25 protein-coding genes and 1 pseudogene are annotated in these 25,491 nt (G+C 71.2%); 18 read left to right on the plus strand and 8 right to left on the minus strand.

Annotation, left to right across the window (positions count from 1 at the left end):
• Positions 1-63 precede the first annotated feature (63 nt).
• The gene (locus tag GEV10_18075) at positions 64-948 is read left to right on the plus strand and encodes an LLM class flavin-dependent oxidoreductase (protein ID MQA80361.1); all 885 of its coding nucleotides are present in this window, start codon (positions 64-66) and stop codon (positions 946-948) included.
• 3 nt (positions 949-951) lie between these two features.
• Here GEV10_18075 and GEV10_18080 read toward each other — a convergent pair whose 3' ends face one another.
• Positions 952-2,103, minus strand: coding sequence for a cystathionine gamma-synthase (locus tag GEV10_18080; protein ID MQA80362.1), 1,152 nt, complete (start codon positions 2,101-2,103; stop codon positions 952-954).
• A 74-nt stretch (positions 2,104-2,177) separates the two neighbouring features.
• Here GEV10_18080 and GEV10_18085 point away from each other — a divergent pair, with 74 nt between their 5' ends.
• Complete coding sequence (locus GEV10_18085; protein ID MQA80363.1) at positions 2,178-2,714, plus strand: hypothetical protein; 537 nt, start codon at positions 2,178-2,180, stop codon at positions 2,712-2,714.
• Here the strand turns inward: GEV10_18085 and GEV10_18090 are convergent.
• A complete protein-coding gene (locus tag GEV10_18090) occupies positions 2,674-4,041 on the minus strand; it encodes a cystathionine beta-synthase (GenBank protein MQA80364.1) in 1,368 nt (455 codons plus the stop codon). The two genes, GEV10_18085 and GEV10_18090, sit on opposite strands and share 41 nt — an antisense overlap.
• Positions 4,042-4,349: 308 nt before the next feature.
• Here GEV10_18090 and GEV10_18095 point away from each other — a divergent pair.
• Positions 4,350-5,358 (plus strand): annotated as a pseudogene (locus GEV10_18095) (SGNH/GDSL hydrolase family protein).
• A 118-nt stretch (positions 5,359-5,476) separates the two neighbouring features.
• On the opposite strand, the gene GEV10_18100 reads toward GEV10_18095, so the two are convergent.
• Positions 5,477-5,896, minus strand: coding sequence for a hypothetical protein (locus GEV10_18100; protein ID MQA80365.1), 420 nt, complete (start codon positions 5,894-5,896; stop codon positions 5,477-5,479).
• A 101-nt stretch (positions 5,897-5,997) separates the two neighbouring features.
• On the opposite strand from GEV10_18100, the gene GEV10_18105 reads away from it, so the two are divergent.
• The 6 genes from GEV10_18105 (at position 5,998) to GEV10_18130 (ending at position 11,447) form a co-directional block, all read left to right on the plus strand.
• Entirely contained in the window at positions 5,998-6,225 is a 228-nt protein-coding gene (locus GEV10_18105) for a DUF4287 domain-containing protein (GenBank protein ID MQA80366.1), read from the plus strand.
• 137 nt (positions 6,226-6,362) lie between these two features.
• Entirely contained in the window at positions 6,363-7,691 is a 1,329-nt protein-coding gene (locus GEV10_18110; protein MQA80367.1) for a DUF21 domain-containing protein, read from the plus strand.
• Positions 7,688-8,719 (plus strand): DUF21 domain-containing protein, encoded by a 1,032-nt coding sequence (locus GEV10_18115; GenBank protein ID MQA80368.1) that lies wholly within the window; start codon positions 7,688-7,690, stop codon positions 8,717-8,719. The genes GEV10_18110 and GEV10_18115 overlap by 4 nt, the downstream gene beginning before the upstream one ends.
• 100 nt (positions 8,720-8,819) lie before the next feature.
• Positions 8,820-9,680 (plus strand): ABC transporter permease, encoded by an 861-nt coding sequence (locus GEV10_18120; protein ID MQA80369.1) that lies wholly within the window; start codon positions 8,820-8,822, stop codon positions 9,678-9,680.
• Between the two features lie 31 nt (positions 9,681-9,711).
• Complete coding sequence (locus tag GEV10_18125; GenBank protein ID MQA80370.1) at positions 9,712-10,476, plus strand: transporter; 765 nt, start codon at positions 9,712-9,714, stop codon at positions 10,474-10,476.
• 5 nt (positions 10,477-10,481) lie between these two features.
• Entirely contained in the window at positions 10,482-11,447 is a 966-nt protein-coding gene (locus GEV10_18130) for an ATP-binding cassette domain-containing protein (protein ID MQA80371.1), read from the plus strand.
• 88 nt (positions 11,448-11,535) lie between these two features.
• On the opposite strand, the gene GEV10_18135 is transcribed toward GEV10_18130, so the two are convergent.
• Entirely contained in the window at positions 11,536-12,372 is an 837-nt protein-coding gene (locus tag GEV10_18135) for a methyltransferase domain-containing protein (GenBank protein MQA80372.1), read from the minus strand.
• Between the two features lie 144 nt (positions 12,373-12,516).
• On the opposite strand from GEV10_18135, the gene GEV10_18140 reads away from it, so the two are divergent.
• The 8 genes from GEV10_18140 to GEV10_18175 all read left to right on the plus strand — a co-directional run bounded on the left by GEV10_18140 (position 12,517) and on the right by GEV10_18175 (position 20,330).
• Positions 12,517-13,194 carry a transcriptional regulator gene (locus tag GEV10_18140; protein MQA80373.1) on the plus strand — a complete coding sequence of 226 codons (678 nt, stop codon included), beginning with the start codon at positions 12,517-12,519 and terminating at the stop codon, positions 13,192-13,194.
• Between the two features lie 73 nt (positions 13,195-13,267).
• On the plus strand, positions 13,268-14,608 hold the full coding sequence (locus GEV10_18145) for an MFS transporter (protein ID MQA80374.1): 1,341 nt from the start codon (positions 13,268-13,270) through the stop codon (positions 14,606-14,608).
• Positions 14,605-16,182 carry a sulfatase-like hydrolase/transferase gene (locus tag GEV10_18150; protein ID MQA80375.1) on the plus strand — a complete coding sequence of 526 codons (1,578 nt, stop codon included), beginning with the start codon at positions 14,605-14,607 and terminating at the stop codon, positions 16,180-16,182. The genes GEV10_18145 and GEV10_18150 overlap by 4 nt, the downstream gene beginning before the upstream one ends.
• A gap of 4 nt (positions 16,183-16,186) precedes the next feature.
• Positions 16,187-16,942, plus strand: coding sequence for a UTRA domain-containing protein (locus GEV10_18155; GenBank protein MQA80376.1), 756 nt, complete (start codon positions 16,187-16,189; stop codon positions 16,940-16,942).
• A complete protein-coding gene (locus GEV10_18160) occupies positions 16,939-17,892 on the plus strand; it encodes a nucleoside hydrolase (GenBank protein ID MQA80377.1) in 954 nt (317 codons plus the stop codon). The genes GEV10_18155 and GEV10_18160 overlap by 4 nt, the downstream gene beginning before the upstream one ends.
• A gap of 51 nt (positions 17,893-17,943) precedes the next feature.
• Positions 17,944-18,867, plus strand: a complete 924-nt coding sequence (locus GEV10_18165; protein ID MQA80378.1) for a pseudouridine-5-phosphate glycosidase — start codon at positions 17,944-17,946, stop codon at positions 18,865-18,867.
• A 20-nt stretch (positions 18,868-18,887) separates the two neighbouring features.
• Entirely contained in the window at positions 18,888-19,742 is an 855-nt protein-coding gene (locus GEV10_18170) for a sugar kinase (GenBank protein MQA80379.1), read from the plus strand.
• 114 nt (positions 19,743-19,856) lie between these two features.
• Complete coding sequence (locus GEV10_18175) at positions 19,857-20,330, plus strand: hypothetical protein (protein MQA80380.1); 474 nt, start codon at positions 19,857-19,859, stop codon at positions 20,328-20,330.
• Positions 20,331-20,401: 71 nt separating this feature from the next.
• Here the strand turns inward: GEV10_18175 and GEV10_18180 are convergent, their stop codons facing one another.
• The gene (locus tag GEV10_18180; GenBank protein ID MQA80381.1) at positions 20,402-20,965 is read right to left on the minus strand and encodes a hypothetical protein; all 564 of its coding nucleotides are present in this window, start codon (positions 20,963-20,965) and stop codon (positions 20,402-20,404) included.
• 322 nt (positions 20,966-21,287) lie between these two features.
• Between GEV10_18180 and GEV10_18185 the strand changes: the two genes are divergently transcribed.
• On the plus strand, positions 21,288-22,055 hold the full coding sequence (locus GEV10_18185) for an aldo/keto reductase (GenBank protein ID MQA80382.1): 768 nt from the start codon (positions 21,288-21,290) through the stop codon (positions 22,053-22,055).
• Positions 22,056-22,079: 24 nt separating this feature from the next.
• Here GEV10_18185 and mntH read toward each other — a convergent pair whose 3' ends face one another.
• The 3 genes from mntH to GEV10_18200 all read right to left on the minus strand — a co-directional run.
• Positions 22,080-23,318, minus strand: coding sequence for an Mn(2+) uptake NRAMP transporter MntH (gene mntH, locus GEV10_18190; protein ID MQA80383.1), 1,239 nt, complete (start codon positions 23,316-23,318; stop codon positions 22,080-22,082).
• 64 nt (positions 23,319-23,382) lie between these two features.
• The gene (locus GEV10_18195) at positions 23,383-24,444 is read right to left on the minus strand and encodes a ribonucleotide-diphosphate reductase subunit beta (protein ID MQA80384.1); all 1,062 of its coding nucleotides are present in this window, start codon (positions 24,442-24,444) and stop codon (positions 23,383-23,385) included.
• 105 nt (positions 24,445-24,549) lie between these two features.
• Positions 24,550-25,491: ribonucleoside-diphosphate reductase subunit alpha (locus GEV10_18200; GenBank protein ID MQA80385.1), on the minus strand; the 942-nt coding region annotated here is incomplete at its 5' end.

Below are 25,491 nucleotides of genomic sequence, written 5' to 3' on the forward strand. Positions count from 1 at the left end.
GAATCTCCGGCGGTACCGCGCGGTTCATCGGGTGCCATACGTTCCCGAACAAGCGAGGCACCGATGACCGACCACGGACGCGACCTGGCGTTCGGCTATTTCCTGGTCCCGAACGCCGACGACCCGCTGCTCGACCTCGCGGACGAGGCGGAGCGGCTCGGTCTCGACTACATCGGGATCCAGGACCACCCCTACCAGCGGCGGTACGTCGACACGTGGTCGTTGATCGCCATGATCCTCGCGCGCACGTCGCGGATCCGGGTGTTCCCCGACGTCGTGAGCCTGCCGCTGCGGCCGCCCGCCGTCCTCGCCAAGGCGGCGGCCTCGCTCGACCTGCTGTCGGGCGGCAGGTTCGAGCTCGGCCTCGGCGCGGGCGCCTTCTGGGACCCGATCGCGGCGTACGGCGGCCCGCGGCGCACGCCGGGCGAGGCGCTGCAGGCGCTCGAGGAGGCGATCGCCGTCGTCCGCGCGGTGTGGAGCGGTGAGCGCGGACTCCGGGTCGAGGGCGAGCACTACCGCCTCGCCGGCGCGCACGGCGGGCCGGTGCCGGCGCACCCGGTCGGGATCTGGCTCGGCACGTACGGCCCGCGCGCCCTGCGCCTCACGGGCCGGCTGGCCGACGGCTGGGTGCCCTCCCTGCGCGGCGACCTCGACGCGCTCGCCGCGATGGCCACGAGGCTCGACGACGCGGCCACGTCCGCCGGCCGCGACCCGGCCGACATCCGCCGGGTGCTGAACATCAACGGCACGATCACCGACGGACGTCCCGAGGGCCTGCTCAACGGTCCGGCCGACCAGTGGGTCGACGAGCTCACCGAGCTGGCCGTGGAGCTCGGCTTCGACACGTTCGTGCACACGACGGACGACCGCGACCAGCTCCGCCGCTTCGCCGAGGAGGTCGTCCCGGCGGTACGCGACCAGGTGCGCACCGAACGCGGCTCGCGCTGAGCGTCAGGCGCTCAGGGCGTGGGTGAGGTCGGCCAGCAGGTCGTCGGCGGTCTCGATGCCGACCGACAGGCGCACCAGGTCGGCGGGCACCTCGAGTGCCGAGCCCACGGCGGACAGGTGCGTCATGCGGCCCGGGTGCTCGATGAGCGACTCGACGCCGCCGAGCGACTCGCCGAGGGTGAAGACCTCGGTGCGCTCGCAGACGCGGATCGCCTCGCCCTCACCGCCGGCCAACCGGAACGAGACCATGCCGCCGAAGCGCCTCATCTGCTTGGCCGCGACCTCGTGCCCCGGGTGCCCGGGCAGGCCCGGGTAGAGCACCTCGACCACGCGTGGGTGCGCGGTCAGCAGCTCGACGACGCGCTCGGCGTTGTCGCAGTGCCGGTCCATGCGCACACCGAGGGTGCGTACGCCACGGAGGGTCAGCCAGGCGTCGAACGGCCCGCCGACGGCGCCCATCGCGTTCTGGTGGAACGCCAGCCGCTCCCCGAGCTCGGCGTCGCCGGCGACGAGCGCACCGCCCACGACGTCGGAGTGCCCGCCGAGGTACTTGGTGGTCGAGTGCACGACGACGTCCGCGCCTCCCGCGAGCGGTGCCTGGAGGTAAGGCGAGGCGAACGTGTTGTCGACGACGAGCAGGGCACCGGCATCCCTGGCCACGCCGGCGAGGCCGGCGATGTCGGCGATCCCGAGGAGCGGGTTCGTCGGCGTCTCGACCCACACCACACGGGTGACGCCCGGCCGGACCGCGGCACGCACCGCGTCGACGTCGTGGACGCTGGCCGGCGTGTAGTCGAGGCCCCAGCGTTCGAGCACCTTCGCGAAGAGCCGGTACGTGCCGCCGTACGCGTCGTCGGGGATCACAACGTGGTCGCCTGGCCGGCACACGGTGCGCAGCAGCGTGTCCTCGGCGGCCATGCCCGAGGCGAACGCCAGCCCGCGGGTACCGCCCTCGAGGGACGCGAGGCACTCCTCGAGCGCGGTGCGCGTGGGGTTGGCCGACCGGCTGTACTCGTAGCCGGATCTCGGGCTACCGACGGCGTCCTGCTTGTAGGTGGAGACCTGGTAGATCGGCGGGACGACCGCGCCGGTGGCCGGGTCGGCCTGCTGACCGGCGTGGATCGCCCGGGTCTCGAATCCGTGGTGGTTCACCAGACCGAGCCTACGCACCGTCACCGTCGGTGGCGGGGCCCGGTCCCGGTCCCGAGCAGGTACGGCAGGCTGAGCACATGGATCCTGCCCACACCTCACCCGACCGACCGCGCAACGTCACGGTCGCATGCGCCCTGCTCCTGGTGTCCGCGCTCGCCTGCCTCGCGCAGGCCGCGGTGGTCGGCACGTACCGACCCTGGATGACCGCCATGATGGAGGCGCAGTTCGACATGTTCGGCCTGCCCTCGTACGCCAGGCCCGACATGAGCGCCACGGTCACCCAGAGCCTGGTGCAGACGGCCGTCATGCTGGTCCTGACGGCGGCGGGCTGGGGCGTGATCGCGCTGTTCGCCTACCGCGGCAAGAGCTGGGCCAGGATCCTCGTCATCGTCTTCGGGATGATCGGCGTCGTCGCCGGACCGATCTCGATCATGGTCAGCGTGGCACTCGCGACGCCGCCCGCGACGTACTTCGCCACCGCCGTGCCCGGCTGGCTCTGCATCATCGCCGGCATGATCCTGCTCTGGCGCGAACCGTCGAAGAGCTGGTATCAGGCGATGAAGCCCGTGCCCGTCACCCAGTGGCGAGGAACCCCAGCAGGTCCTGCCGCGTGACGACACCGGCGGGCTTGCCATCGACGTTGACCACGATCGCGTCGGCCTCCTCCAACGCCGTGAGGGCGTCGGACACCGGCTGACCCGAGCCGAGGATCGGCAGCGGCGAAGACATGTGGTGCTCGACCGTGTCGGCGAGCCGCGCGCGTCCGTTGAACAGGGCCTGCAGCAGCTCGCGCTCGACGACCGAGCCGACCACCTCCGCCGCCATCACGGGCGGCTCGGCCTGGACGACCGGGATCTGCGACACCGCGTACGTGCGCAGGATGTCGACGGCGTCGCGCACGGTGTCGTGCGGGTGTGCGTGGACGAGTGCGGGCATCGCGCCGTCCTTGCCCCGCAGCACCGCGCCGACGGTCGTGTCGGCCGACGCGTCGGCGAAGCCGTACCGCGCCATCCACTCGTCGTTGAAGACCTTCGTCAGGTAGCCGCGACCGCCGTCCGGGAGGAGCACGACCACCAGGTCGTCGGGCGTGCAGCCCTGCGCCACCTCGAGCGCCGCGGCCACGGCCATGCCGCACGAGCCGCCGACGAGCAGCGCCTCCTCGCGGGCGAGCCGCCTGGTGGTGGTGAACGAGTCCTTGTCGCTGACGGCGACGATGCGGTCGCAGATCTCCCTGTCGTACGTCGTCGGCCAGAAGTCCTCGCCGACGCCCTCGACGAGGTACGGGCGTCCCGTGCCGCCGGAGTACACCGAACCCTCGGGGTCGGCGCCCACGACGGTCATCCGGCCGCCGGACACCTCCTTGAGGTACCTGCCGGTGCCGCTGATCGTGCCGCCGGTGCCGATGCCCGCGACGAAGTGCGTGATCCGCTCGTCCGTCTGTCGCCACAGCTCGGGCCCCGTGGTCTCGTAGTGCGACTGCGGGTTGGCCGGATTCGAGTACTGGTCGGGCTTCCAGGCGTCCTCGCGCTCCTTCGCGAGCCGGTCGGAGACGCTGTAGTACGAGTCGGGATGGTCGGGCGCGACCGCCGTCGGGCAGACGACGACCTCGGCGCCGTACGCCCGCAGGACGTTCACCTTGTCGTTGGACACCTTGTCGGGGCAGACGAACACGCACCGGTAGCCACGCGCCTGCGCGACGATGGCGAGCCCGACGCCGGTGTTGCCCGACGTCGGCTCGACGATCGTGCCGCCGGGACGCAGGGCGCCGGAGCGCTCGGCCTCCTCGACCATCTTCAGCGCGATGCGGTCCTTCACCGAGCCGCCGGGGTTGAAGTACTCGACCTTGGCGTAGACGGGACAGGGCGCCGACCCGGCCAGGCTCCGCAGCCGTACCAGGGGGGTGTCTCCGACAAGATCGAGCACGTTCTCGTACACGTCCATGGGCACAGGCTAGGGATGGTCCCCGGCACCCCGGACGTGGGGCTGTCCCGCGGCACGTCCGGGGGTGCGCCCCACGGCGGGACGGGGAGCAGCCCCACTGCGCGCGACGGCCGGCCTCACTAGCGTGAAATCCGTGCCCACCGGGCACACGGCACACGCCGGGTGAACGTTCGGCGTCGCTTCGCCGACGTCTCGACCCGTCGGCGTGTGGCGTAACGCGACACCCCCCACCAGCGAACTAACGTTGCTGGTGATCAACGGTGCGTGTCACGGAGAAGGGAACGACGGGAGCGGGGGTTGGCGTGGGCATCGCACGGAGGTTCGCCACCGTGATCGCGTACGGCGGCGGCGGAGTCGGCATCCTGGGCGGCATCCTCGCCGTCGAGGGCCTGTGGGCGAGGCGCTCGGTCGGTCCGCCGATGTCCGAGCCGCCGGCGGCTGCGGGACGTTACATCGCCCCCGGCGCCGACGCCGAGGCCGCACCGCTCTCCCTCGCCCTGCTCGGCGACTCGTCCGCCGCGGGACTCGGCGTCACGTCCGCGGTCGAGACCCCCGGCGCACAGCTCGCGCTCGGGCTCTCGACGGTGTCGCGGCGCCCGGTGCGTCTGCACAGCGTCGCGGCGATCGGCGCGCGCTCAAGCCACGTCGGCGAGCAGGTGACCGCGACCCTGCGCAGACAGGCCCACCCCGACGTCGCGGTCATCATCATCGGCGCCAACGACGTCACCCACCTCTGCTCGATCACGTCGTCGGCCGAACAGCTGACGTCCGCGATCCGCCGCCTCCGCGGCGCCGGTGCGCGGGTGGTCGTCGCCACCTGCCCCGACCTCGGCACCATCGAGCCGATCCCGCAACCGCTGCGTGCCCTGGCACGGAGCTACGGACGCCGCCTGGCCGCGACCCAGACCGTCGCCTCGGTCGAGGCCGGAGCCCGCGCGGTCTCGCTCGGCGACCTGCTCGGCCCGCAGTTCGCGGAGCGGCCGCGCGAGATGTTCAGCCCCGACCGGTTCCACCCCTCCGCCGCCGGCTACGCGGCCGCCGCGGGCGCCCTGCTGCCGTCCGTCGTGGCCTCGCTGGGACTCACGACGCCCGGCGGCGCCGGCGAGACGCCGGCCGCCGAGGTGCTCCCCGTCCGCGAGGCCGCCGTGGAGGCGGCCCGCGACCCGGGGCTCGAGGTCATGCGCGGCACCGTCGCCGGACGCGAGCGCGGCCCCAAGGGCCGCTTCGCCGCCCTGCGCCACCGCCCCGCCCGCCGCACCGCGAGCTGACCCATCCCCGCTCACGTCACATGGCACTACCGGTCCCTCGGCCACCTGACATGGCACTACCGGCGACGAACCAGGACATACGTGGCATCCGACCAGGTAGTGCCATGTGAAGTCGTCGAGGTGCCGGTAGTGCCATGTGACGTCGGCGGACCGGGGCTGCAGGCGGGTCAGTCGATGGCGAGCTTGATCTCGTGGGCGAGGGCGTAGGTCCGCGCCACCAGGTCGCGAACGGTGACCGGGCCCGTCCGCGTCCGGACCCGGACGTCGGGTGCGGTGACGGCGAGGGCGGCCGCGAGGTCGTGCCCGGTGACGGCGACCTGGTCGCCGACGGCCTCGACGGCGAGGTCGGGCAGCGCCCGCCAGGCGGGCTCGCGTTCGGCGCCCTCCTCGACCGCCTGCCCCGCCTCGGCCAACGCCTCGGCGAGCCGGCGGCCGGCGTCGGCGACCGTCCCGTACGGCGGCAGGGCACGCACGAGGCGAGCCGCGGTCAGCCCGCGCAGGCGGCGCGCGACGCGCTCGACCTCGGCGGCGAGCGCCTCCCCCTCGGCACGCCAGACACCCTCGGCTGACTCGTCCGGTACCGGCATCCGCGGAAACCTAGCATCGGCACAGTCTCCCTCGCACAATCCCTTGCCTCTCGGCGATCCGTCAGGCACCCTCGTAAAAAGCCGCGCATCGGGAGGCTGCCATGTCCCTGAACCATTCGCCGGAGACGCACCGCAATCTGCTCGACCGGATCCCAGCGGCAACGGGCAGAGATCTCCGAGAATGGTTCAGCGAGATAGAGGAAGGTCCCTCGTTCCTCCGCCTCGACGAACAGGCCAACTGGTTGCGTGACGAGCACGGTCTGCACCACGGTTACGCGTCAGCACTGGCGCACGAACATCACCGTCGGCGCACCGCTCGTAGCATCTGACACCTCGACCAGGGGGGCCCTCGCGACCACGTCGCCGGGGTGGAACACTGTGTCGGCATGACTCGCCGACGTCGTAAGCGTCCCCGCCGCCGAAGACCCTCTTCCGCTGGTTCCTGTAGTAGCGCGCCGTACCAGCGATGACCGGTTCACTCGGCTGGCTCGTCTTCGTCGCCCTCCTCGCCGCCAACGCGCTGTTCGTCGCCGCGGAGTTCTCCCTCACCTCGCTCGACCGCGCCAGGCTGACGAAGGTGGCCGAGGGCGGCGGCCGCCGCGCCCAGGCCACGCTCGCCTCGGTGCGCGAGCTCGCCCTCCAGCTCTCCGGAGCGCAGTTCGGCATCACGATCGCCTCCCTGCTCGTCGGCTTCGTCGCGGAGCCGCTGGTCAACGACCTGATCAGCCCCGGCGTCGACCTCCTCCCGCTCCCGGTCGGCTTCACCGACGGGCTCGCGGTGGTCATCGCCCTGCTGCTGGCGACGTTCCTGCAGATGCTGCTCGGCGAGCTCGTCCCGCAGAACCTCGCCATCGCCCGGCCGATGGGCACCGCGCTCGCCATCGCGCCGGTGCAGCGGATGTTCACGACGGTCTGCCGGCCGGCGATCGCCGTGTTCAACGGCACGGCGAACTCGATCGTCCGCCTCGTCGGGGCCGAGCCGCAGCAGGAGCTGCGGTCCGCCCGCACCCCGGTCGAGCTCAGGTCCCTCATCGACACCTCCGCCCGGCAGGGCTCGCTGCCGCCCGACGTGGCGGCGCTGCTGCGCAGGTCGCTGATGTTCGGCGACCTCACGGCCGGCGACGTGATGACCCCCCGCGTCCAGATGGAGGCCATGCGCGCCGACGACTCCGTCGCCGACCTGCTCGACCGGGCCAGGACCACGGGGCACTCCCGCTTCCCCGTGCACGCGAGCAACGTCGACGAGATCATCGGCACCGTCCACGTGAAGCACGCGTTCGGGGTCAGGCCGGAGCGTCGGCCGGAGACCCCGATCCGGCTGCTGATGCGTCCACCGGTACGCGTCCCCGACTCGCTGCGCTGCGACGAGCTGCTGCTGACACTGCGCCGGCGCGGGCTGCAGCTCGCCATCGTCGTCGACGAGTACAGCGGCACCGCGGGCATGGTCACCCTCGAGGACCTCCTCGAGGAGCTCGTCGGCGACGTCCGCGACGAGTACGACGAGCGCGAGCAGCCCGAGGCCGTCGCGCAACCGGACGGCACCTGGTCGGTCAGCGGCCTGCTGCGCAGCGACGAGCTGGCGGAACGGCTCGGCACGCGCCCGCCCAGGGGCACGTACGACACCGTGGCCGGGCTCGTCCTCGCGGCCGTGGGGCGGCTGCCGACCGTGGGCGACAGCGTCGAGGTCGACGGCTGGGGCCTCACCGTCACCGGCATGGACGGGCGACGCATCGACCGCCTCCAGGTGCGTCCGCCGGCGCCGGGCCACGACTCGGACGAGGGGCGGTCGAGATGATCCTCGCCCTCGCCGTCGTCCTCCTCGCCGGCAACGCGTTCTTCGTCGGCGGCCAGTTCGCCCTGATCTCGGTACGCCGCGACCAGCTCGAACCCGTCGCCGACTCCGGCAGCCGGGCGGCCAGGATGGCGCTCTCGCAGATCCGCAACCTCTCGACGATGCTCGCGGCCTCGCAGCTCGGCATCGCGCTGTGCTCGCTCGGACTGGGCGCCGCGGCCGAACCGGCGATCGCTCACCAGCTCGAGGACGTCTTCCACTACGTGGGACTCCCCGAGGGCGCCATCCACCCGGTCGCGCTCGTCATAGCGCTCGGCCTCGTTTCGTACGCGCACATGGTGCTCGGCGAGATGGTGCCGAAGAACCTGTCGCTGACGAGCCCGGTGAAGGCCGCTCTCGCGCTGGGCCCGCCGATGGCAGTGTGGGTGCGCCTCACCGGCCCGGTCGTGCGGTTCGTCAACGCGACGGCCAACCTGATCCTCCGGTTGTTCCGGGTGGAGCCGAAGAACGAGATCTCGACCGCGTACACCACGGCGGAGCTCAGGCACGTCATCACCGAGTCGGTCTCCGAGGGGTTCATCCATCCCGGCGGCGAACGCCTGCTCGACCGCGCGCTCGCCCTCGAACGGCGCACCACGCTCGAGGTCACGGTGCCTCTCAACCGACTGGTGACCGTGCCGCAGGCGGCGACGAGACGCGAGATCGAGCGCGTGGCCGCCGACACCGGCTACTCCCGGTTCCCGATCAGGAAGGACACCCAGGCGGTCGAGCTGGTCGGGTTCGTCCACATCAAGGACGTGCTCGACGTGGCGGAGATGGACGTCCCGCTCCCCGACACGGCGATCAGGCCGCTGGTGTCCGTCGACGCGTCCATGCCGCTGCTGCACGCGTCGACCGCCCTCCAGGCCGACGGCGCCCATCTCGGCATGGTCACCTCGGCCGGTCGCGTCGTCGGCGTCGTCGCGCTCGAGGACATCCTCGAGGAGCTCGTCGGCGAGGTGCACGACGCGAGCCACCGCACGCCGCGGTAACCGGTAGCGGAGCCCGCCGCGCTCGGGTAACGTCGTCGGCACATCCCCGTCCCCACCAGGGCGGGGCCATACGTGTCTGTGCCCGCTGGGTTCCCACCCCCTGGTCTTCGCGACCAGGGGGCACAACGCGCGTGCCCGGACACCGAAGGAAAGGAGGCGGGCGAGGGTGTACACCGCCATCGCCTGGCGCAGTTTCCGTCGGCACGCGACCTACCGCGCCGCCACCGCGGCCGGGGTCTTCACCAACACCGTGTTCGGCGTCATCCTCGCCTACACGTTCGTCGCGCTCTGGGAGGCGCGGCCCGGCGTCGGCGGGTACAACACCCTCGACGCCCTCACGTACGTCTGGCTGGGGCAGGCCATGCTCGCCGTCACCGAGGTCTTCGGCGGCCCGTTCCAGCGTGAGCTCGCCGACCGGGTACGGACGGGCGACATCGCGATCGACCTGTACCGCCCGGTCGACATGCAGGCCTGGTTCCTGGCGAGCGACCTCGGCCGCGCGGCGTTCAGCCTCGCCGCCCGCGGCCTCATCCCGACGGCCTTCGGCGCCCTCGTCTTCGGGTTCCGGTGGCCGGAGCATCCGCTCACCTGGCTCGCGTTCGCCGTGTCGATCGTCCTCGGAACCGTCGTGAGCTACGCGATCAGGTTCCTCGTCGCACTCAGCGGCTTCTGGCTGCTGGAGTCGCAGGGCGTGGAGATGCTCGCAGGGGCGCTCGGCATCTTCCTCTCCGGCATGCTGCTACCTCTCACCGTCTTCCCGGGCCTGCTGGGCGACGTGGCACGGCTGCTGCCGTGGGCGGCGCTGCTCCAGGTGCCGGCCGACATCTTCCTGGAACGACACCAGGGCCTCGACCTGCTCGGCGCGCTCGGCTTCCAGACCCTGTGGGCGGTCGCCCTGCTCGGGATCGGCCGGCTAGTCCTGCTGCTCGCGACGCGGAAGGTGGTGGTCCAGGGTGGTTGACGCAGTGCGGGCGTACGGCCTCATCGCCGCGATGTGGATCAGGTCGACGATGGCCTACCGGGCGACCTTCGTCATGCTGGCGGTCGGCCAGTTCTTCGTCACCGGTCTCGACTTCGTCGCCATCTGGATCATGTTCGGCCACACGCCGCAGCTCGGCGGATTCGCCCTTCCCGAGGTGGCACTGCTGTACGGCGCGTCGGGCATCGCGATCGCGTTCGCCGACCTGTTCGTCGGCGGCATCGAGCAGGTCGGCAGGCGGATCAGGGACGGGTCGCTCGACTCCATGCTGGTGCGCCCGGTGTCGCCGTTCGTCCAGGCGGCCGCCGACCGGTTCGCGCTGCGCCGCCTCGGCCGGGTCACCCAGACCACCGCCGTGTTCGTCTGGGCAATGGCGACCGTCGACGTCGACTGGACCGCGGGAAAGGTCGCGATGGTGCCGCTCATGCTGGTCTGCGGCACCGCCATCTTCTGCGGCATCTTCACCCTCGGCGCGGCGTTCCAGTTCGTGGCGAAGGACGCCGCCGAGGTGTCGAACGCGTTCACGTACGGCGGCAACACGATGACGCAGTACCCGCCCACCATCTTCGGGAAGGACCTCGTCCGCGCGGCGACCTTCACGATCCCGCTGGCGTTCGTCAACTGGATGCCGGTGCTCTACATCCTCGACCGCCCGGAGCCGACCGGCCTGCCGGACGTCGTCAGGTTCGCCTCACCCGTCGCCGCCGCCGCACTCCTCGCGGTCGCGGCGCTCGCCTGGAAGACCGCCATCCGCGGTTACCGCAGCACAGGGAGCTGAACACGATGTCAGGACCGCTCATCGCCCTCGACTCGGTCGAACGCCACTTCGTCGTCCGACGCCGGACAGGACGGCTGAGACGCAGGCGCGATACCGTCCGCGCCGTCGACGGGATCTCGTTCGGCGTCGACCGCGGCGAGATCGTCGGCTACATCGGGCCGAACGGCGCCGGCAAGTCGACCACCATCAAGATGCTCACCGGCATCCTCGTGCCCAGCGGCGGCACGGTCCGCGTCGCGGGCGTGGACCCGTCCAGGGAACGTGTGCGACTCGCCCGCCGCATCGGCGTGGTCTTCGGGCAGCGCACGACGCTGTGGTGGGACCTCCCGCTGCGCGACAGCTTCAGCCTGCTGCGCCGCATGTACAAGGTGCCCGACGACAGGTTCCACGCCAACCTGGCGAAGTACGTCGACGCGCTCGAGCTCGGCCCGCTGCTCGACGTGCCCGTCCGCCAGCTCTCGCTCGGCCAGCGCATGCGCGGCGACATCACGGCCGCACTGTTGCACGACCCCGAGGTCGTCTACCTCGACGAGCCCACCATCGGGCTCGACATCGTGAGCAAGGCCAAGGTGCGTGAGTTCCTGCGCGAGCTCAACAGGGAGCGCGGCACGACCATCCTGCTGACGACGCACGACCTCACCGACATCGAGCAGCTCTGCTCGCGCGTGATGGTCATCGACCACGGGCGCCTGGTGTACGACGGCAGCCTGTCCGGCCTGCAGGGCCTCGGCGAGACCGAGCGCACCCTCGTCGTCGACCTCGCCGAGCCGGCCGCGCCGATCGAGGTCGCCGGCGCGCGAGTCGTCCGCACGGACGGGCCGCGGCAGTGGCTGACCTTCCCCGCCAGGGAGAGCGCGGCGCCGGTGGTCGCCGACATCGTCGCGCGGTACCCGCTGGTCGACCTCTCCGTGGAGGAGCCGGACATCGAGGACGTCATCGCCCAGCTGTACGCCGGCGCCGCCCACTTCTGACGCCCGTGCCGAACCCGTGAGGGGCACCCTCACCGTGTCAGAGGACGGTGAGGGTGCCCCTCACGGGCTCCGGTATCGCTCCCCGGTCCTACGCGCGGCGGGCCGTCAGGAGGAGGTACTCCCACTCCATCATCGTCGTACCGTCGACGAGGCCGAACCGCTCGGCGAGCTCGGCGAGTCCGCGGTCGAGGGCGGCGACCTTGTCCGCGTCGTCGGCGATGGTGCGGTAGGCGACGATCGTCGGTCCGTAGCGCTCCTTGAAGTACTCGCGGTACTCCTCGGGGGACGCGAACCGGTCGACCCGCACCGTCTGCCGGCGTGCCGTGACGTCGGTGACCCGGTCGCCGAACAGCACACGGACGTGGTCCTCGCTCCCCCACAACGGCGGCGGCTGCGCACCGGGGGGCGGTGGTGGGACGAAGGGCTTCATCGTCGCGAACATCTGCCCGATGAAACCCTCCGGGGTCCAGCTGATCAGCCCGACGGAGCCTCCCGGCCGGCACACGCGGAGGATCTCGTCCGCGGTCTCCTGGTGGTGCGGAGCGAACATGACCCCCACGCAGGACAGCACCGCGTCGAACTCGCCGTCCGCGAACGGCAGTGCCTCAGCGTCCGCCTCGCGCCACTCCAGCTCCGCGCCGCGCTCGGCGGCGAGCCGGCGCCCGGTCTCCAGCAGTTCCGGTGCGAGGTCGCTCGCCACCACACTCGCCCCGGCGAGCGCCGCGGGGATCGCGACGTTGCCCGTGCCCGCCGCGACGTCGAGCACGCGGTCTCCCGAACCGATCCCGCACGCCTCGACGAGGACCGCCCCCAGATCCGGGATCACCTCGGCGGCCACCGACGCGTAGTCGCCTCCCGCCCACATCGCCCGGTGTTTGGCCTTGAGCGCGCGATCGGCCTCGATCGCGTCCACCTGTGCAGTCATCTCTGTTCCCTCCGAACGGTTCAACCGCGATGGGAACGACGCTAGGTAGAAGCGGTCGCCACACCTAGTACCAGATCTGTACCGGGTCCGCGCGAGGTCGGTGATTCCCGATCCCGCCCTCGGGAACGGACCTACCGTGCATGCATGGGGACGCCGTATCACCAGTTCTGTCCGGTCGCCAAGGCGATGGAGCTGCTCGACGAGCGCTGGACGCTCCTCGTCGTGCGAGAGCTGGTGACGGAGAGCCAGCACTTCAACGAGTTGCGGCGCGGTCTGCCACGGATCAACCCCACGCTGCTGTCGAAGCGGCTGCAGCAGCTGATGCGCGCCGGCATCGTCGAGAGGCTGGACGACGGCAAGGGCGCACGGTACGTCCTGACACCGGCGGGCAAGGAGCTGGAACCGGTGGTCCGGGCGCTCGGCATCTGGGGCACCCGCTGGATCGGCGAGCTCGGCGACGATGACCTCGATCCGCAGCTCCTGCTGTGGGACATGCACCGCAACGTCGACCACCGGGCGACACCGGACGGGCGGACCGTGGTGCGGTTCCGGTTCCCCGACGTACGCGCGGCCGCGCGCGACTGGTGGCTCGTGATCACCCCCGGCGAGGTGGACGTCTGCGACTTCGATCCCGGCCACGCGGTGACCGTCACCGTGACGGCGAGCCTGCGGCGCCTGGTGCAGGTCTGGCGCGGCGACCTCCCCTGGTCCGACGCCCTGCGATCCGGTGCCGTCGAGGTGCACGGCCCCGAGGCGCTGCGCCGCGCCGTTCCCGGCTGGTTCACCCTGAGCCCCTTCGCCGTCGTACCGAGGCCCGCGTAGCAACACCGCGCTCTTGACAGCGTCGTCCATCCATGGAGACTAGAGGTCTAGACGTCTTACTTCTGGAGTCCTCATGGCGGTGACGAGCGAGGCCCGCGAGGCCGTCGGACGACGACCTCCTGCGAAGCTCGTGGTCGCGACCGTGGTCGGGAACACCATCGAGTTCTTCGACTTCATCGTCTACGGCACGATGACCGCCGTCGCCTTCACCCAGGTCTTCTTCCCCACCAGCACGCCCGCGGTCGGCACGCTGCTCACGTTCGGCACCTTCGCGGTCGGCTTCGTCTCGCGACCTCTCGGCGGTCTCGTCTTCGGTCACTTCGGCGACAGGCTCGGGCGCAAGCCGATGCTCGCGCTGACCCTCGGCATCATGGGCACGGCGACGTTCCTCATGGGGCTGCTGCCGAGCTATGCGTCGATCGGCATCTGGGCGCCGCTGTTGCTGACGGTCCTGCGGTTCGTCCAGGGCTTCGGCATCGGCGGCGAGTGGGGCGGCGCCGTCTCCCTCGTCGTCGAGAGCGCACCCGCGCGCCGCCGCGGGTTCTACGGCAGCCTCATCCAGATCGGCAGCGGCGCCGGGATCGTCCTCGCCAGTCTCACCGTGACGATCCTGCTCGCCGCGCTCAGCACGGAGCAGCTGATCGCCTGGGGCTGGCGGATCCCGTTCCTGTTCAGCATCGTCCTCGTCGTCGCCGGCCTGGTCGTGCGGATGAGCCTGGCCGAGTCGCCCGCGTTCCAGCGCGTGCGCCGGACGGGCAACACGAGCCGCATCCCGCTGCTGGCGACGCTGCGGCGTCACCCGCGCAACGTCGCCGTCGCCACCGGCCTCCACCTCGCCGACGCGGCGTTCGGGTTCATGCTGGGCGTCTTCGCGATCTCGTACACCTCCACGCAGCTCGGCCTCCCGCGGTCGGTCGCTGTCGCCGCGAATCTCGTCAACGGCCTCATGTATCTGGTCACGACACCGCTCGGCGGCATCCTCTCCGACCGCATCGGTCGCAGGCGCGCGTACGCGATCTGCGCCACGCTGATCATCCCCACCTGCTTCGCGTTCTTCCTCCTCATCGACACGCGGATGATCCCGCTCGTGTTCCTCGCCAACGCCCTCGCCGGCGCGGTGTCCGGCGGCATCTACGGCATCCAGACGGCGTTCTTCTCCGAGCTGTTCGCCACGGAGAACCGCTACAGCGGCATCTCGCTCGGCTTCCAGCTGGCCACGGTGCTCGGCGGCGCGCTGATGCCGACCGTCGCGACCCTGCTGCTGCGAGCGAGCGGCGGTGCCACCTGGTCGATCTCCGCGTACATCGCCGGCCTCACGGTGATCACCCTCGTCGCGACGGCCGCGGCTCGCATCACCGGGTGGACCGACGCTGACGCGGCAAGCCTTCCCGTCCCCGTCGAACGGAGAGCATGACCGCGCCACACCCGCACCGGCGGCCGAGCGTCGTCCTCGTCATGGTCGACCAGCTCGGCGCCCGCTGGCTGGAGCACGCTCTCGACGGGGTGGTGCCGCTGCCGAACCTCCGCCGGTTGCGGGACGAGGGCGTGACGTTCGCCCGCGCGTTCACGCCCAACCCCGTCTGCTCTCCGGCCCGCGCAACCGTGGCCACCGGTCTCACCGGCACGGGGCACGGCGTCACCGAGTGCGGGTACGGGCTCGACCCCGCGGTCCCGACGTTCATGCAGGCGCTGCAACGCCACGGCTGGGTGACCGGCGCGTTCGGCAAGCTGCACCTGCTGCCGCAGGTCGTCGGCGGCACACCCGACTACCGGCCGTACGGATTCGACGTCACCCACGTCACCGAGGACCAGCGGACCGGGGCGTGGCTCGACTGGGTCGAGGCGACCCACCCCGAGCACTACCGGGCCGCCCAGGCGACCGTGTGGATGACCATGACCGAGGGGCTCGACGACCACGGCCCCGACCATCGTGACCTGCGGGCCGAGATCGAGCAGGCCAGACGCGACATCGTCTGGGCGACCGACGGCTGCCCAGAGGCGGACGACGAGGCGTACCCGCTGCCCTTCCCCGCCGAGGTGTCGCAGTCGGCGTGGATCACCGACCGCGCCGTCGAGTTCGTCGCCGGCGTGCCGGACGACACGCCGTTCTTCGCGCACGTCAGCTACGTCCAGCCGCACAACCCGTTCGCGCCGCCGGCGGCGTACGTCCCGCTCGTCGACACCGCACGACTGCCCGAGCCGCTGCCGGCCGAGTGGCACGCGACGCGGGCACCGGCGTACTTCCGGCGCGACCGCTACCCGGAGCCCAGCTGGGCGTCCTGCGACTGGCGGCACGACCGTCGCATGTACTTCGCCGACCTCGCCCACCTCGACGCCGAGCTCGGCCGGCTGCTCGACTGTCTCGACCGGACCGGGCGCACCGGCGACACCTACGTCGTCTTCACGTCCGATCACGGCGAGCTGCTCCACGACCATGGCTTGCTCGGCAAGTGGGAGCGCCACTACGACGCGTGCGTGCGCGTTCCCCTGCTCGTCCGCGGCCCCGGCCTCGCGGCGGCGACGACGCGGTGGGAGCTGGTCGACCTCGGCGACATCGCACCGACCGTCTACGACCTGGCCGGTCTCGACCAGCCCGTCCTGCCCCGTCCCGACCTCGGTCGCGCCCGGGTGCCGAAACGCATCCCGATGCTGCACGGCAGGTCACTGCTACCACTGTGCCGTGGCGGCAGCGGCGCCGGCTGGCGCTCGGCCGTCCACATCCGCAGCGACAACAACCACTGGGAGGCGTCGCCGCACAGCTGGTGCCGCACGATCCGGACGGCGCGGTACCGGTACAGCCTGTTCCTCGGCGGTGGCGGCGAGCAGCTGTTCGACCTGGTAGACGATCCGGGCGAGCAGCGTAATCTGGCCTCCGACCCCGCGCACAAGTCAATGCGCGGAACTCTGCGTGACACGCTGACGGAGGCCATCGTGCTGGACGGGTACCCGAACAGTCCGCGCCTGCTCCACGGCATCGGCGTCTGGTAGCCGCATGCCCGTACGCAAACCCGCGAGCAGGATCACGGCCAGCGTCACCGAGCTCCGCCGGCTCATCGCCTCCGACTTCTCCCCCGGCGACCGACTGCCCGCCGAGGTCGAGCTCGCCACCACGCTCGGCGTGAGCCGGGTGACCGTCAGGGAGGCCCTGCGCCAGCTCTGGGTCGAGGGCGCCGTCATCCGTCGCTGGGGCGTCGGGACGTTCGTCGGTGCCACCGACACCGCCGGCAAGTCGTTCACCGACAGCGCCGTCAACCTCAACGACATCGGTTCGCTCCCCGCCCAGATCAGGGACTCCGGTCACGAGCCGTCCCTCGCCCATGTCGAGGTGGGCAAGGTACGCGCACCCGGTGCGGTCGCGGCGGCGCTCGGACTCCGGGCACGGCAGACCGTCTGGCGGATCGAACGCTGCCTCGCGATCGACGGCGTCCCGACCGTGGTGCTGCACGACCATGCACCGACCGCACTGAACGGCCGGCCGTTCGACCCGTCGCCGCTGTCGTCGATCGAGGTCGACGTGCCGACCCTCTTCCGTGCGGCGGGCATGCGACTCGTCAGGATGGACGCGACGTACGACGTGTGCGCCGCGGACGACGCGATCGCCGCGTTGCTCGACGTCCCCGTCGGCCGGCCGCTGCTGCACGCACGGCAGGACAGCTACGCCGACACCGGCACGCTGGTCCTGACGACCGAGGGCTTCTACCGCACCGACAACTTCGCCCTGCGTGTGGTCAGGACCATCCCCGAATGACGGGGCACGTGACGGACGTCGTCATCGACGTCGACACCGGGGTGGACGACGCGCTGGCGCTGCTGTTCGCCGTGCGCCATCTCAGCCTGCGCGTCCTGGCGGTCAGCTGCGTCGCCGGCAACGTCGGCGTCGACGCGGTCGTCCGCAACACCTTGGTCACACTCGACGCCGCACGCCCGCTCGTCGCGGCACCGCGTGACGCGTCGTACGTCCACGGCGCCGACGGGATGGGCGACCTCGACCTGCCCGCGCCTGCGCGCACCCCTGTCGACGTGCATGCCGTGGAGCTGCTGCGACGCGCGATCACGGGCTCGCCGCGCCCGGTCACACTCCTCCTGCTCGCCCCGATGACGAACGCGGCGCTGCTGCTCCGCACCTACCCCGAGGTCAAGGGCAACATCGAGCGACTCGTCTTCATGGGCGGCTCAGCGGGTCTCGGCAACGCCACGCCGGTCGCCGAGTTCAACACCTGGCACGACCCCGAGGCCGCCGCGATCGTGCTGGACTGCGGGCTGCCGACGACGATGTACGGACTCGACGTCTTCTACCGGGTCGCGGTGCCGGCACGGGTCGCCGAGGCGATGGCCGGTGCGGCCGAGCCCGGCGTGCGCCTGGCGGGTGGGCTGCTGCTGCACCAGGCCGCGCGCGGCGGCGGGCGCGACGAGCGCGTACCCGACGGCGGCGGCGGGCTGCTCGGCGACGCCGGTGCCGTGTGCGCCGTCGCCGAACCGTCCGGCCTGGTCACCAGGCGGTGCCCGGTCGAGATCGAGCTCGCGCCCGGACGCAGCCGCGGCCAGACGCTCGTCGACCTCCGCACCCTGCCCGGCGAGCGCGAGGTGCACGGCGACGGTGCGGTCGCGGCCGAGATCGACGTGGCGCTCGACGTCGACCGCGACAGGTACCGCGAGCTGTTCCTCGCCACGATCGGTGCCGCGACCGGCACGCCGTAGGGTCGCGAGGGCGCGTCCCGTCAACCACGTCTGACCCGGAGGTCTCCACCCATGCCGCAGCCCGTCCCTTCCCCGGCGATCGCGGTGTCGCCCGAGGTACGCGAGGCCGCCGACACAGGTGCCGCGGTCGTCGCCCTCGAGTCGACGATCTTCACCCACGGCCTGCCGCGCCCGCGCAACCTCGAGGTCGCCCGCGAGGCCGAGCGGCAGCTGCGTGGCGCCGGCGTGGTGCCGGCGACCGTCGGCGTCGTCGACGGCGTCCCCACCGTCGGGCTGACGGACGCGGAGATCGAGCGGCTGTCGACCGACGACACCGCGGTCAAGGTGAGCATCCGCGACCTGCCGGTCGCCGCGGCGAAGCGGCTCTGCGGTGGCACGACCGTGGCGGCGACGTCGCTGCTGGCGCACCGTACGGGCATCACGGTGTTCTCGACCGGTGGCCTCGGCGGCGTCCACCACGGCGCGGGCACCACGTTCGACGAGTCGGCCGACCTGGTGGCGCTCGCCAGCACCCCGGTCCTCGTGGTGAGTGCCGGGGTGAAGTCGATCCTCGACATCCCGGCCACGCTCGAACGCCTGGAGACGCTGAACATCCCGGTCGTCGGCTACCGCACGACGAGGTACCCGGGGTTCTACGTCGCGGACTCCGGCCACGCGGTCGAGTACGCGGTCGACGGCCCCGAGGAGGCGGCGGCGATCGTCCGGGCGCGCAACGCGCTCGGCCTCCGCGCGGCCGTCCTCGTCGCCAACCCGGTGCCCGAGGAGCACCAGCTCGACCCCGCCGTGCACGACCGGGTCGTCGCCGAGGCGTGGGCGACCGCCGAGCGCGAGGGCGTCGTCGGGCACGACATCACCCCGTTCCTCCTCGACCACATCCTGGCGGCGACCGGCGGCACCAGTCTCGCCGTCAACATCGCGGTGTACCGCAACAACATCGCGGTCGGCGCCGCGATCGCCCTGGCGCTGGCCGGCTGAGGCGGCCCGTGTCGGAACGCGTGCTCGGGGTCCTCGGGGACCTCGTGGAGGACATCGTCGTCTGGCTCGCCGAGCCGTTGCGGGAGGCGACCGACACCCAGGTCGACCTGTACCGGACGCGGGGCGGCAGCGCGGCGAACGTCGCGATGTTCGCGGGAACCCGGCACCCGACGAGGTTCATCGGCTGCGTCGGTGACGACGCGGTCGGCGGCGCGCTGGCCGCCGAGCTCGCGTCGTACGGCGTCGACGTCCGGGTGCAACGACGCGGTACCACGGGCACCGTCGTCGTGCTCGTCGACGACCGCGGCGAGCGCACGATGCTCCCCCACCAGGGCGCGTCGGCGCTGCTCGCCGACGTCGACCAGCACTGGTACGACGACCTCGCGCACCTGCACGTGACGGCGTACTCGTTGGTGGCCCGGCCCGTCGGCGACACCGCGCTCGCCGCCGTCCGCCGGATGCACGCCCAGCACGCCACCGTCTCCGTCGACGTCTCGTCCACCGGCCTGCTGCGCCGCTACGGCCGGTCGTGGTTCCTTCAGGTGCTCGCCGGTGTGCGGCCGCGGTTCCTGTTCGCCAACCGCTCGGAGGCCGCGTTCCTCGAGCTCATGCGCGACCGGGCACTCGCCGAGACGGTCGTGGTGGTCAAGGACGGCGAGCACCCGACCACCGTCCTGGCACCGGGCGAGCCGCCGCTGCGGGTCGACGTCCCGCACGTGGACGACGTGCACGACCGCACGGGCGCCGGCGACGCGTTCGCCGCCGGCTTCCTCACCGCGTACCTGCGGGGCGCCGACCTGTCCGGGTGCGCCGAGGCCGCCCACGCCACGGCCGCCCGGGTGCTGCGGACACCCGGCGCGACTCTCGACCGCTGAACCTCGCCGCGGAGTTGTCAGTGGCAACGTGGCCATAGCGACGGGCTCGAGCTGCTCGTCATCGACACCCGCGCCGAGCACCGACTCGTCGACGGCGCGTACGCGGACCGGCGGATGTCCGTCGAGGAGGCGGCGCTCGCGCTCGGCGTACGGTCACTGCGCGACGTCACGTCCGCGGATCTCGGCAAGGCGCTCGACCAGCTCGACGGGCGGCTACGGCCGCGCACCAGGCACGTGGTGACGGAGAACGCACGCGTCGAGATCGCCGTCGACCTGATGCGCGGCGGCGACTACGCGGCCGTCGGGCAGCTCATGTACATGTCACACAGGTCACTGCGCGACGACTACGAGGTCTCCTGCCCCGAGCTCGACACGGCGGTCGACGCCGCGCTCGCCGCCGGCGCGTTGGGCGCCAGGATGACTGGCGCCGGGTTCGGCGGCTGCGCGATCGCACTCATCCGCGGCGGCACGCGCAAAAGCATCGAGAACGCCGTGACCAACGCGTACAGGGAACGCGAGTTCCGCGCGCCACGGTTCTTCACGGCGACCGCGAGCGCCGGCGCGCAACGGGTGCCCGTCTACCAGTGAAACGGCCGCTGCCCGCGACACCAGTGGCGACGCGGGCAGCACCATCGGGGAAGCGACAGCGAACCTGCGCGTCAGCCGGTGACGGGGAGGTTGGTGTGCACCGCGGACGGCACAGGCGCTGTCGGCGTCTCGGACTCGCTCGGCTCGGACTCGCTCGGCGAAGGTGACGGCTCCTCCGTCGGCTCCGACGGAGACTCGCTCGGCGTCGGCGTCGCGTCGAGGCACTTCACCCAGAAGACCTTGTGCTTGGCCGCACCATGCTCTCCCGTGAAGTTCCAGAACAGCTTGTAGTGGCCGTCGGGGAGCGTCATGTCCTCGGTGTGGCCCATCCCGTTCTCGTCGAGGGTGAGCATGCCGCTCTTCACGACCTCGCGGTTACCGGTGGGCGGCCACGACTTGATCTCCCAGGAGATCTCCTGAGAGGCGTCGAACTGGAACGCGGCGAGATAGAACTCACACACGTGCGGCTCGTTGCGGGGCTTGTCGGGAGACGTGCCAGAACTGTGCACCTTGACGGTGCCGTTGTCGCCGGGAGGGCCACCTTTGGTGTCTTGACCATCGGCGTCGGCCATCGCGAACGGTGCGGCCAGCGCGAGCATGAACGCGCAAGCCAGCGCTACCAAAGTCACCCGCATGGGCATGGTGAACAAGAGCTGCTCCAGGATCTCCGAAGTGAGGGCAGTGAGGGCAGGGAGGGCAGGGAGGGCAGGGAGGGCCGCCGCGACGTCCCCCTTGCCGGTGAGATCCATCCCTGTGTTGTCAGGGCGGCGTAAAGCTATCGGTAGAGACGACCGAATAGCGACGTACGAAGCGTGGCTGGGACAATACGTGTATGCCGACGACAGTCCGTCACGGAAGATCGTTTCCTGTTGGAGGGTTGCACTGGGCATGAGCATTGCGTTCACCAAGACCATTCGGGGCATCCACGTACCGACCCTCGGCATAGGCACGTGAGAGGTGACGGGCCAGACCGCGAGCAACACCGTCGCCGACGCGATCGCGGCCGGGTACCGACATGTCGACACAGCAGTCGCCTACGGCAACCACGAACAGGTCGGTGACGGGATCGGACGTGGCGGCGTCGACAGGGACGACCTCTGGATCACGACGAAGATCTGGCTCGCCGACTACGCGCCGGAGAAGCTGCGGGCAAGCGCGGAGCAGTCGCTCAAGGACCTCGGCGTCGACCACGTCGACCTGCTGCTGCTGCTGCATTGGCCGCCCGCCGACGACGTGGAGACCGAGCCTGCGTTGCATGCGCTGAAGGCGGACGGCCTGATCCGCGAGCTCGGCGTCTCGAACTTCCCCGACCACCTGCTGCGTCCTGCACTGCAGATCGCGCCGGAGCTGTTCGCCGACCAGGTGGAGTACCACGCGCACCTGGCGCAGGAGAAGCTGACGGCGACGGCACTCGAGGTCGACCAACCCGGGCCGCAGGCGGGAGAACCTCGCCGCCCTCGAGGTCGACCTCACCGACGCCGCGGCACGTCTGACGCGCGCCGTCGTCGACGAGGGAGGAACAGTCACGGCCGACGTCGCCCGGGCCGTGACCTTCCCCGTGGCGACACAACACGCCTCAGGGTCGCTGTTCGCCACCTTCCGCAGGATCGCGCGGTACCCGGGGTCTTTCGACCTCAGCACCCCGGTGCCCCGTCGGCGGCCCCTCTACGCCCTCACGGTAAGACCTCCGGGCTCCAACGTGGAGAAGCTATCGCCTGGCACTGACAACTGCCGAGCGGCGGACCCGCCTCACCGACCGGTGAAGGTCAGGTAGAGCAGCGCGACGTTGAGGACGATGATCGCCGCGGCGACGAGGATGGCGAGCACGGTCGTCACCGGCTTGTTGACGTGCGTGCCGACGACGGATCGCCGGGCGGTGAAGATCACCAGCGGCACCAGCGCGAACGGGATGCCCATCGACAGCACGACCTGGGAGATCACGAGCGCCCCAGTGGGGTCGATGCCGAGCGCGAGCACGACGAGCGCCGGCAGCGCCGTGACCAGCCGGCGCAGCAGGAGCGGGATGCGGCGGCGCAGCAGTCCCTGCATGATGACCGCGCCCGCGTAGCAGCCGACGGACGTCGAGGCGAGGCCCGAGCACAGCAGGCCGAGCGCGAAGAGCAGGGCGATGCCGGTGCCGAGGTTCGCGCCGATCGCCGCGTGCGCCCCCTCCAGGGTGTCGGTGCCCGCGCTGCCGTGCAGGGCGCTGGCGGCGAGCAGCAGCATGCTGACGTTGACCGCGCCGGCCAGCAGCATCGCGATGCCGATGTCGGCGCGGGTGACCGCGAGGATCTCCTTGCGGTCACCGCGTTCGGGACCGCCGTGCCGGTCGCGCGCGAGCGCGGAGTGCAGGTAGACGGCGTGCGGCATGACCGTCGCGCCGAGGATGCCCGCCGCGAGCAGCACGCTGCCGCTGCCCTCGAAGGCGGGTATCAGCCCACCGGCCGCGGCGCCCGGGTCGGGTGGGTCGACGAACAGGCCGGCCATGAAGCCGCAGGCGATGATCAGCAGCAGCCCCGTCACGACCTGCTCGAACGTGCGCTGCCCACGCTGGTCGCGTACGACCAGGAGCAGCAGCGACACCACTGCGGTGATGACGCCGCCCGCCAGCAGGGGCAGGTCGAACAGCAGGTAGAGCGCGATCGCGCCGCCGACGACCTCGGCGAGGTCGGTCGACACCGCGACCGCCTCGGCCTGCAGCCAGTACGGCAGCCGCGCCGCCCGGGGCAGTCGCGCCCCGAGCACCTCGGGCAGCGACAGACCCGTCACGAGCCCGAGCTTGGCCGAGAGGTACTGCACGAGCCCGGCCATGATGCTCGCCGAGACCACCACCCAGACGAGCAGGTAGCCGTACCTGGCACCGCCGGTCATGTTGGTGGCGACGTTGCCCGGGTCGACGTACGCCACGGCCGCGACGAACGCCGGACCGAGCAGCGTCGAGCGGGCGACGAGACGGGCACCGTAGGCGCGCAGGGTCTCGGTCGTCATGTACGCCTCCGTCCGCTCGCTCACGAACGAGCCTACAATGCCGCCCGGCGCCCGATCCCGGGTTTCAGTCCCAGGTCAGCCCGCCGCCGGTCTGGTACTCGATCACGCGCGTCTCGAAGAAGTTCTTCTCCTTGTGGAGGTCCATCATCTCGGACATCCACGGGAACGGGTTGTCGCTCGCGCCGAAGACGGGTGTCAGCCCGAGCTGGCCGCAGCGCCGGTCGGTGATGAAGCGCATGTACTGCTCGGTGAGGTCGCCGTTCAGACCGAGCAGGCCGTTCGGCATGGTGTCGCGGCCGTACGCCACCTCGAGCTCGCACGCCTCGGCCAGCATCCGCCTGACCTCGGCCTGCAGCTCGTCGTTCCACAGTGACGGGTCCTCGATCTTGATCTGGTTGATCGCGTCGATGCCGAAGTTCAGGTGGATCGACTCGTCGCGCAGGATGTACTGGTACTGCTCGGCGATGCCGACCATCTTGTTGCGCCGGCCCAGCGACAGCACCTGCGCGAAGCCGGTGTAGAACCACATGCCCTCGAAGATCACGTAGAACGCGACGAGGTCGCGCAGGAACGCACGGTCGCGCTCCGGCGTGCCGGTGGAGAACTCGGGGTCCTCCAGGTGCTGGGTGTACTCCAGCGCCCAGGCCGCCTTGTCGGTGATCGACGGCACCTCGCGGTACATGTTGAACAGCTCGCCCTCGTCGAGGCCGAGGCTCTCGCAGATGTACTGGAACGTGTGCGTGTGCACGGCCTCCTCGAACGCCTGCCGCAGCAGGTACTGGCGGCACTCCGGGTTGGTCAGGTGCCGGTACACCGCGAGGACGATGTTGTTGGCGACGAGGCTCTCCGACGTCGCGAAGAAGCCGAGGTTGCGCTTGAGCATCAGCCGCTCGTCGCCGGTCAGGCCGTCGCGCGACTTCCACAACGCGATGTCGGCCTGCATCGACACCTCGGTCGGCATCCAGTGGTTGCTGCAGCCGGCGAGGTACTTGTCCCAGGCCCACTGGTACTTCAGCGGCAGCAGCTGGTTGACGTCGGCCCGCGCGTTGATCATCGCCTTGTCGTCGACGCTCACGCGCGTGCCCTGCCGGTCGATCGCGCCGAGCCCGGTCGTGTCCGTGGTCATGGTCGGTACCACTTCCATCCATGGTGGTTGGGGACCCCAGCGGGGGTCGGGGCACGCATCGGGGACCCCGGTCAGGGCCTGGACCACGACCGGGGTCCCCAACGGTTACTGGCAGGCCTCGCACTCGGGGTCGTCGACGGAGCAGGCGGCGCCCTCGGCGTACGGCTCCTCGGCCGGCGGCTCCGTCACCGTGACGGGCGAGACGGCGTTGAGCCTGCCGTCGGTACCGCGCAGCGTGCTCTTCTCGACGTGCGTGGCGCCCTGCGCGCGCAGGTAGTACGTCGTCTTGAGCCCGCGACGCCAGGCGTAGCGGTAGAGCTCGTCGAGCGCGCGGCCGTTGGGCTGCACGACGTAGAGGTTGAGCGACTGCGACTGGTCGATCCACTTCTGCCGGCACGACGCCGCGTCGACGAGCCAGCGCGGCTCGACCTCGAACGCGGTGGCGTACAACGCCTTCAGCTCGTCGGGCACCCGCTCGATCGGCGCGAGCGAGCCGTCGAAGTACTTCAGGTCGCTCACCATCACCTCGTCCCACAGGCCGCGCGCCTTGAGGTCGGCGACGAGGTGCGGGTTGGTCACGGTGAAGTCGCCGGACATGTTCGACTTCACGAACAGGTTGCGGAACAGCGGCTCGATCGACTGCCCGACCCCGCAGATGTTGGAGATCGTGGCCGTCGGCGCGATGGCCAGGACGTTCGAGTTGCGCATGCCGTCGGTGCGTACGCGCTCGCGCAGATCGGCCCAGTCGAGCCGGGATGTGCGGTCGACGCCGAGGTCGCCGCCGCGCGCCTTGCTCAGCAGGTCGAGCGAGTCGAACGGCAGGATCCCCTTGCTCCACAACGATCCCTCGAACGACTCGTATCTGCCGCGCTCGGCCGCGAGTCGCGACGACGCCGCGATCGCGTAGTAGCTACTTCGACCTGAAAAACCCTGTGGGGTCGTGACGGCGACCTCGGCAGACGGTTGGGCGGCTATCGGTGACCGGTCAGGTGGGCATGATTCATCCCGGTGGGGCTCTTCACGCTGCCAGCGCTCCGACCTTGACCA

This window comes from Streptosporangiales bacterium, from assembly GCA_009379955.1.
Taxonomy (GTDB): Bacteria; Actinomycetota; Actinomycetes; order Streptosporangiales; family WHST01; genus WHST01.

Excerpts from the sequence above, each read along its gene's own strand:
- GEV10_18075 (MQA80361.1), top strand. The coding sequence starts at position 64 with ATGACCGACCACGGACGCGACCTGGCGTTCGGCTATTTCCTGGTCCCG.
- GEV10_18085 (MQA80363.1), top strand. The coding sequence starts at position 2,178 with ATGGATCCTGCCCACACCTCACCCGACCGACCGCGCAACGTCACGGTC.
- GEV10_18090 (MQA80364.1), bottom strand. The coding sequence starts at position 4,041 with ATGGACGTGTACGAGAACGTGCTCGATCTTGTCGGAGACACCCCCCTG.
- GEV10_18100 (MQA80365.1), bottom strand. The coding sequence starts at position 5,896 with ATGCCGGTACCGGACGAGTCAGCCGAGGGTGTCTGGCGTGCCGAGGGG.
- GEV10_18105 (MQA80366.1), top strand. The coding sequence starts at position 5,998 with ATGTCCCTGAACCATTCGCCGGAGACGCACCGCAATCTGCTCGACCGG.
- GEV10_18110 (MQA80367.1), top strand. The coding sequence starts at position 6,363 with ATGACCGGTTCACTCGGCTGGCTCGTCTTCGTCGCCCTCCTCGCCGCC.
- GEV10_18115 (MQA80368.1), top strand. The coding sequence starts at position 7,688 with ATGATCCTCGCCCTCGCCGTCGTCCTCCTCGCCGGCAACGCGTTCTTC.
- GEV10_18125 (MQA80370.1), top strand. The coding sequence starts at position 9,712 with ATGTGGATCAGGTCGACGATGGCCTACCGGGCGACCTTCGTCATGCTG.
- GEV10_18130 (MQA80371.1), top strand. The coding sequence starts at position 10,482 with ATGTCAGGACCGCTCATCGCCCTCGACTCGGTCGAACGCCACTTCGTC.
- GEV10_18135 (MQA80372.1), bottom strand. The coding sequence starts at position 12,372 with ATGACTGCACAGGTGGACGCGATCGAGGCCGATCGCGCGCTCAAGGCC.
- GEV10_18140 (MQA80373.1), top strand. The coding sequence starts at position 12,517 with ATGGGGACGCCGTATCACCAGTTCTGTCCGGTCGCCAAGGCGATGGAG.
- GEV10_18145 (MQA80374.1), top strand. The coding sequence starts at position 13,268 with ATGGCGGTGACGAGCGAGGCCCGCGAGGCCGTCGGACGACGACCTCCT.
- GEV10_18150 (MQA80375.1), top strand. The coding sequence starts at position 14,605 with ATGACCGCGCCACACCCGCACCGGCGGCCGAGCGTCGTCCTCGTCATG.
- GEV10_18155 (MQA80376.1), top strand. The coding sequence starts at position 16,187 with ATGCCCGTACGCAAACCCGCGAGCAGGATCACGGCCAGCGTCACCGAG.
- GEV10_18160 (MQA80377.1), top strand. The coding sequence starts at position 16,939 with ATGACGGGGCACGTGACGGACGTCGTCATCGACGTCGACACCGGGGTG.
- GEV10_18165 (MQA80378.1), top strand. The coding sequence starts at position 17,944 with ATGCCGCAGCCCGTCCCTTCCCCGGCGATCGCGGTGTCGCCCGAGGTA.
- GEV10_18175 (MQA80380.1), top strand. The coding sequence starts at position 19,857 with ATGTCCGTCGAGGAGGCGGCGCTCGCGCTCGGCGTACGGTCACTGCGC.
- GEV10_18180 (MQA80381.1), bottom strand. The coding sequence starts at position 20,965 with ATGCGGGTGACTTTGGTAGCGCTGGCTTGCGCGTTCATGCTCGCGCTG.
- mntH (MQA80383.1), bottom strand. The coding sequence starts at position 23,318 with ATGACGACCGAGACCCTGCGCGCCTACGGTGCCCGTCTCGTCGCCCGC.
- GEV10_18195 (MQA80384.1), bottom strand. The coding sequence starts at position 24,444 with ATGACCACGGACACGACCGGGCTCGGCGCGATCGACCGGCAGGGCACG.